This is a genomic window from uncultured Alloprevotella sp. (assembly GCF_963536905.1).
In the GTDB taxonomy this organism is placed as follows: Bacteria; Bacteroidota; Bacteroidia; order Bacteroidales; family Bacteroidaceae; genus Alloprevotella.
This window is the reverse complement of the sequence record NZ_CAUTBW010000074.1, coordinates 1-7685: the sequence shown is the minus strand read 5'-3', so window position 1 is coordinate 7685 and position 7685 is coordinate 1. Positions and strand designations below refer to the sequence as shown.

The 7685-nt window shown below is 40.4% G+C and carries 5 protein-coding genes and 1 pseudogene; 2 read left to right on the top strand and 4 right to left on the bottom strand.

Features of this window, described 5'->3' with window-relative positions:
- Positions 1-183: 183 nt before the first annotated feature.
- From ABLA33_RS09730 to lon, 4 genes are all read right to left on the bottom strand, one after another.
- Entirely contained in the window at positions 184-1482 is a 1299-nt protein-coding gene (locus ABLA33_RS09730; RefSeq protein ID WP_347720152.1) for a DEAD/DEAH box helicase, read from the bottom strand.
- Positions 1483-1493: 11 nt separating this feature from the next.
- Positions 1494-2585 (bottom strand): LptF/LptG family permease, encoded by a 1092-nt coding sequence (locus ABLA33_RS09725; RefSeq protein ID WP_311491298.1) that lies wholly within the window; start codon positions 2583-2585, stop codon positions 1494-1496.
- 122 nt (positions 2586-2707) lie between these two features.
- Positions 2708-3865: a tRNA guanosine(34) transglycosylase Tgt gene (tgt, locus tag ABLA33_RS09720; RefSeq protein WP_311491293.1), complete on the bottom strand. Its 1158-nt coding sequence runs from the start codon at positions 3863-3865 to the stop codon at positions 2708-2710.
- Positions 3852-6317 carry an endopeptidase La gene (lon, locus tag ABLA33_RS09715; protein ID WP_347720151.1) on the bottom strand — a complete coding sequence of 822 codons (2466 nt, stop codon included), beginning with the start codon at positions 6315-6317 and terminating at the stop codon, positions 3852-3854. The genes tgt and lon overlap by 14 nt, the downstream gene beginning before the upstream one ends.
- Before the next feature lie 145 nt (positions 6318-6462).
- Here lon and ABLA33_RS09710 point away from each other — a divergent pair, with 145 nt between their 5' ends.
- Complete coding sequence (locus ABLA33_RS09710) at positions 6463-7161, top strand: methyltransferase (RefSeq protein WP_347720150.1); 699 nt, start codon at positions 6463-6465, stop codon at positions 7159-7161.
- Between the two features lie 147 nt (positions 7162-7308).
- Positions 7309-7685, top strand: a pseudogene (locus ABLA33_RS09705) (peptidase M23); the annotation flags it as partial.

The window sequence follows — 7685 nt, the reverse complement described above, 5'->3', positions numbered from 1 at the left end:
GATCTGTCGACATGAGTTCTTTTGCTCTTGTCGGCTTTCTTTATTGTATAGAAAAATCCGAGTATTCTATTTCCAAATACAAGTATTGTATTCTCGAGGACGGGTATCGTTTTAAATAATAGATATGATACGTTACCTGTTTGTTCTTTCAATGATTATAGACTCTTCCTTTTATAAAATTTCTTATTGGACAGGTTTGTTTGCTGCATTGGCGATCTTTTTACGGCGTCGTACCTGCTGATGTCCTTGTGTGTTTTTTGGGGTGGTATTGGTTCGTTGGTTTCCATGTCTCCTATGCTCATTACGATTTTTTCTTGTTTGTACCTCTGGCTCCTTAAGTCCTTCTGGTAGGGGAGTTCGTGGTAATTTTTCCGCCAGTAATTTTTCAATATTATGGAGAGCATAGAGATCTTTTTCTCCCACAAGTGTTACAGCTATACCGTTGCGGCCTGCACGGGCGGTTCGGCCAATGCGATGAACGTAGTCCTCAGCATCGCGCGGGGCATCATAGTTAATAACCATTTGTATGTCATTGATGTCAATGCCGCGTGCTACAATATCTGTTGCAACGAGTATGTCAGTTCGACCTGCCTTAAAGTTTAACATCACTTCATCGCGTTGCTGTTGAAGCAAGTCAGAATGCATTGCTTCGCAATTAAAGTGAGCACGTTTTAGAAGTATGTTGAGTTCTTTTACTTTTTGTTTGGATGAACAAAAGATAATAACGCGTTCAGGTTTATGCTGCTTGAAGAGATGACGTATAATTATATTTTTATCTGTTTCCCTACATACATAAATGCTCTGTTGGATTTTCTCTGCAGGCTTACTAACAGCAAGTCTGATTTCCACAGGATTGTGCATAATGCTACGAGCAAATTTGTCGATAGTATCTGGCATCGTTGCAGAGAAAAGGATGGTTTGGCGTTTTTCAGGCAACTGCTCCACAATTTTTAGAATATCTTCAGAGAAACCCATATCCAACATACGGTCTGCCTCATCTAAGATGAGGTAAGTTGTGCGACTCAAGTCAATATTTCCTAAGTCAAGATGAGTGAGAAGGCGTCCAGGTGTGGCGATGACAATATCTGCACCCTGTTTGAGACTACGCTTTTCTTGTTCAAAGCGCACTCCGTCATTGCCACCATAAACGGCAATACCGTTTACACTAACATAGTACCCAAATCCCTGCAAGGCTTGATCAATTTGTTGTGCTAATTCTCGTGTGGGAGCCATTATAAGACAGTTAATAGCTTCAGTGGGGTGGGGCTCTCTTCTCAAGAGTGTTAAAATAGGTAGCAAATAGGCGGCAGTCTTACCTGTACCTGTTTGTGCTATCCCAATGATATCTTTACCCTCCAAAATTGTTGGAATACAACGAGCTTGAACAGGAGTACATTTTTCAAACCTCATGTCGTAGAGGGCATCTAGCACGTCATCCGAGAGGGCTAGATCCTCAAAATATATGTCTTCACGTTCTTTCATATAGTCATAATTTATTGTGGAGTACGTTTGTATAGAACAAACGCTATGATGGCAAAAATAATATTGGGCATCCATACACTTAACATAGGCGACATATTTGCATTAATGGCAAAGGTTGCACTCACTGTTTGGAAAAGGATGTATCCAAAGCTAAGAGCTAGCCCTACACCGATACTTGTTCCCATACCATTCTTCCTCTTCTCTGTGGAAAGAGAGACTCCTATCAATGTAAGGATAAAAGCAGCAAAAGGCATGGCAAATCGTTTGTGATATTCTACCTCAAAGGTACTGATGCCAGCAGCACCGCGTAACTTTTGTTTGTCGATAAACTCGCTTAGTTCAGGCAAGGTCATGGTTTCCTGCTGATTGCGGACGAAGAAAAAGTCGCGAGGCTCCATCATGATGATGCTATCTAATTTATCTCCTCGTTCCACTTTTTCGCGCATACCGCGTAGTGTGCGTTTTTCGTACATTCGTAGTGTCCAACTATACCGTTTATCCGCCAGCGTATCGTATTCAATGGTTTGTGCTGTGAGGCGAGATACGAGTTTTTTACCAGAAATTTTATCTAGTGAGAAGCCATAACCGCTTTTTGTCTGATTATCAAAATGCGTAATATAGGCAAAAACTCCTGTATCTACTTGCATTTGAATGTTGTCGATACTTGTGACATCTTTCTTTTTGATGTAATGGTTCTCAAAGTTCACACGCGCAATATTACCTCTTGGAATAATGTAGGCTCCCAAAAAGAAAGTGGTAGCTGCAATGAGAGTGGCAGAAATCATATAGGGGCGCAGCAGGCGTTTGAAGCTCATACCCGTAGATTTCATAGCTATTATTTCAGAGTTGCCTGCTAGCTTTGTTGTAAAGAATATAACAGCAATGAAGACAAATAGTGGGCTGAAAAGATTGGAGAAGTAGGGGATGAAATTGGCATAATAGTCGAAGATTATTTTATTCCAACTTGCATGGCTTGAAGAAATCTTATCAATCTTTTCATTGTAGTCGAAGATAACTGCAATGGTAATAATGATGGCTATCAAGAAAATATAGGTGGAGAGAAATTGCCACATGATATATCTATCGATGCGTAGAAATCCCATCTTTATCAGCAAATTGCCAAATATCTCCTTGTGAGAAGAGGACTTCCTTTTGGAGTTCTCTCCTTTGCTATGTCTTCCCCATTTGAAGTGTGGAAATGTTATCTTCTTCATCTTATATAAAATTATAAGCGACGGCTTACTTTCTCAACCATCATCTTTTTCCATGTTGAGAAGTCATTTGCAAGAATATGCTTGCGAGCTTCTCGCACAAGCCAGAGATAGAAGGCCAAATTGTGAATGCTACCAATCTGCATGGCAAGCAACTCTTTAGCTTTGTACAAATGATGGAGATATGCTTTAGTATAAGCTGAGTCGACAAAGCTTGTACCATTGGGATCAACAGGTGAGAAGTCTTTTGCCCATTTAGCATTGCGCATATTCATAATACCTTCTGAAGTGAAGAGCATCGCGTTGCGACCATTGCGCGTCGGCATCACGCAGTCGAACATATCTACACCGCGTTCGATACCTTCCAATATATTGACGGGAGTTCCAACACCCATCAAGTAGCGTGGTTTTGCTTGTGGTAAGATATCATTGACAACTTCAATCATTTCATACATCACATCCGTGGGTTCGCCCACGGCAAGTCCACCGATAGCATACCCCTCTGCATCTAAGTCTGTTACAAAACGCGCACTTTCTTGTCGCAGATCTTTATAAATACAACCCTGGACAATAGGGAAGAGTGCCTGATGATAACCGTACTTAGGGAGAGTACTATTAAATTGAGTAACACAACGTTCCAACCAATTATGCGTGAGCGTTAAGCTATTTTGTGCATAAGCATAGTCCGCTGTTCCTGGCGGGCATTCATCGAAGGCCATTATGATGTCTGCACCTATTGTTCGCTCTATATCCATAACTCGCTCAGGAGAGAAGAAATGTTTTGAACCGTCAATATGAGAGCGGAATTCGCAGCCATCCTCAGTGAGCTTTCGGATTCCTGTAAGCGAAAAGACTTGAAAGCCTCCGCTGTCTGTAAGTATAGGGCGGTCAAACCCATTAAACTTATGCAATCCTCCTGCTGCTTCTAAGACTTCGAGTCCTGGGCGCAAATAGAGATGATAAGTATTCCCTAAAATGATTTGTGCATTGATGTCATCCTTTATCTCCCGCAAGTGTACAGCTTTAACGCTACCTACCGTTCCGACAGGCATAAAAATCGGGGTTTCAATAGTTCCGTGGTCTGTTTCAATGCTTCCAGCTCTAGCTGCAGAGTTGGTATCGGTATGTTGGAGAGTAAAGAATCTTCCAGCTCGCTTATCAGTGATGATCATTATCTTCTTTTATATCAAGGTTGATAGCGTTGTCTACTTTTTCTTTGAGAAGAGCAATGTCAAGTACTTCAAAGACATTCTCAACAAAGTGGAATGTCAATCCATCAATATATTTCTGATTAATATCCTCAATATCTTTTGTATTTTCCACGCTCATGATGATATCTTTAATACCAGCCCGCTTAGCAGCAAGAATCTTTTCTTTAATTCCACCAACAGGAAGAACACGGCCACGCAAAGTAATCTCACCCGTCATAGCTGTATTAGCGCGTACTTTTCGTTGGGTCAGAGCGGAAGCTAAAGACGTGGCGATTGTGATACCAGCAGAAGGACCATCCTTAGGTGTTGCTCCTTCTGGTACGTGTACGTGAATGCTCCAATGGTCAAAGATGTTACTATTCAGTTTGAGCTTTTCTGCATGAGCTTTAATGTATTCTAGTGCTAAAACAGCACTTTCTTTCATTACATCACCCAAGTTTCCTGTCAATGTAAGTTTGGGAGCTTTGGAGCGGCTTATACTTGTTTCTATAAATAGGATTTCTCCACCTACACTTGTCCACGCCAAGCCTGTAACAACACCTGCGTATTTATTTCCTTGATATTTATCGCGGTTGAATAGTGGTTTACCTAGTAACTCTTCTATCTTGGTAGCATCAATTCCTGTACTCTTAAATTTGTTAGACTCCTCTAATTCAGTGCGATAGGCCATCTTGCGATAAATTTTATCTAATTGTTTCTCAAGTTGACGCACACCACTTTCTCTAGTATAATTCTCAATGAGAAATTCAAAGGCTTTAGGCTTAAATTTTACCTTCAGTTGAGAGTCTGCATTTATTTTTAATTCTTTTTCTATTTTCGGAATTAAGTGGCGTTTAGCAATCTGAATCTTCTCCTCAGTTAGATATCCTTCCACCTCTATAATTTCCATACGATCGAGTAAAGGAGTGGGGATGTTTTGGAGAGAGTTCGCTGTGGCTATAAAGAAAATATTGGAAAGGTCATAATCTACATCCAAGAAATTATCATGGAAGGCTTTATTCTGCTCAGGATCGAGAACTTCAAGTAAAGCACTTTGCGGATCACCATTAAAATTGCGCTCACTGACCTTATCAATTTCATCAAGGATAAATACAGGATTGTCTGTAGTTGCTTTTTGTATGCTTTTTATAATACGTCCAGGCATAGCACCTATATATGTTCTACGATGTCCACGGATTTCTGCTTCATCGTGTACACCTCCCAAGCTGATGCGTACATATTGTCGACCTAACGCGTCAGCAATAGATTTGCCTAACGAAGTTTTACCAACTCCTGGAGGGCCATAAAGACACAGGATAGGAGCTTTCATATCGTTACGGAACTTTAAAACAGCCAAATGCTCCAATATGCGTTCTTTGACTTTCTCCATTCCATAGTGATTGTGATTTAAAACTTTTTCTGCATTTTTTATATTGAGATTATCATCAGTTTTTCTCCCCCACGGCAGACTCACTAGTGTTTGTGCATAGTTGAGTTCTATATTATAATCTGGGCTTTGAGGAGGAATACGTTGTAGTTTCTTTAGTTCTTTATCAAAGACCTCTCGTACTTTCGATGGCAACTCAATAAGACTGGCCTTATTTATTAGTTCTGTCACATCTTCATTTTGCTCATCACCCAGTTCGCTCTGAATATTCTTAATCTGTTGTTGGAGAAAATAATCGCGCTGCTGCTTATCTAGCTCCTCACGCGTTTGATTTTGAATATTTTGTTTGAGAATTGCAAACTGAAGTTCACGATTCAATATGGAGAGTAACTTATAGCCTCGTTGACATTGATCATTCTCGCTTAAGAGTTCTGCTTTCTCATCTAATTCAAAGGGTAAATTTGTGCATATAAAATTGAGAAGAAATATAGGGTGGCCAATATTTCTAATGGCGAAAGCAGCTTCTTCAGGATAAGATTCAGAAATATGAATAAAGCGAATAGTAGTATCTTTGCAAGCATCAGCCAACGCTTCGTATTCTTTATCGTCCTTACTTGGTAAGATGTCTTTTAGTTTTTCAACGTGTGCACGAAGAAAGGGCTTTTGGCGAGTCTCCTCTCCCAAGCGAATACGACCAAAGCTCTGTAAGATTGCAGACTTGTTGCCATTGGGGAGTTCGATAACACGCATAACCTTTGCTACGACAGCAATGGGGTAGAGATCTGATACATGGGGTGTTTCAACACTAGCATCACGTTGGCAGCCAACAGCAATGACTGTACCTTTTTTTTCGGCTTGCTCGATGAGGCGAAGAGATGATTCTCGTCCGACAGTAACAGGAGCAACTACACCAGGAAAAAGCATCAAGTTACGCAGTGGCAAGATAGGTAGAATTTCATCAAAAGGTGTTGCAAACAACTGCGCAATATCTCCCTCGAAATCAGCAATGAGGGAGAATGGATTAGCGGAAATATCTTTTTCGTTCATGATAAATCTTTCGAAACTGGGAAAATAAAAATAAAAAGTCCCAAAATGGAGAGCAAAGATAGCTTAAACGCCTCGAAACACCAAAAAGCAATAAAAGAATGTCGGCTTTTCATACTATTTTTAGTACTTTTAAGTTTATGAGGGTATGACAAATTTCTTTGAATTCAAACAATTTAAAATATACCACGATCGCTGTGCGATGAAAGTGGGAACAGATGGAGTACTTCTCGGGGCTTGGGCCGATGTTTCTAAGTCTAACAGAATTCTTGATATTGGTTGTGGGTCCGGACTTATCTCCATCATGGCAGCTCAGCGTTCTCAAGCATATGTGTATGGTGTTGAGATCGAGAGAGAGGCAGCATTGCAAGCAAAGGAGAATGCAGTAAGGTCGCCTTGGGCTTCCCGCATAAGTATTGTATGCGAAGATATTTCCAATTTTCAAGATTCTAAAGGCTTTGATACCATATTGGTTAATCCTCCTTTTTTTGAAGAAGATCTCCTTCCTCCTGATGCTGCACGAGCCAGCGCGCGTCATACTGTAGGATTGAGTTTTGCGACTTTATTACAACAAGTATCTCGACTCTTATGTGACACAGGACGCTTATATGTTATCATTCCTACAGTAGCTCGCGAGCGTTTTATGGTGGAAGCTATTGTTCGAGGTTTTGTCCTTAATCGTTTGACTCGAGTAGTCACTCGTCCTTTTAAGGCACCTAAACGTTTGTTGTGTGCTTTATCAAAAGTTGAAAGTGTCTTCACGGAAGATACTTTACTCTTGATGGACGAAAAAGGAGAAAGATCAGAACAGTATCAACAACTTACGAAAGATTTTTATATATACTGATTTAACTTGTTATTTGCTATCTAGACACAATTGATTTAACTAATTTTTTGAGCATACTTATTGTCAGTATGCTACAAAGTCGTAACTTTGTGACCGATACGTATAATAATAAGAAGCTTTTGGCTTCCTTAATTGTAACACGAACGAATGAATTTTTCAGCACTTCGAAAATTTGGCTTAGGTGTTTTTCTCTTAGGATGTACGCTTTCAGCTACCGCGCAAGATATGATATCTATGCAAGCTCCTGTCGATAGAAAAGTACGCTCGGTTGATTCTCTAGCACTCAATCGACTGATTCAGCGCGAGAACGTAGAAAGACCTTCGGGCGACCTTTACTCTAGTTGGAATACCACGCGCACTCATTGTTATAGCCAAGATCAGATTCCAGAAACATATCGTATTGATTTACGCAATTTTGCAATGCCGACCGACAGCCGACGTATTACAAGTAGAGTAGGCTATCGGTCGTCATTTCGTCGTTATCATAAAGGACTCGATATAAAAGTTTATGTTGGCGATACTAT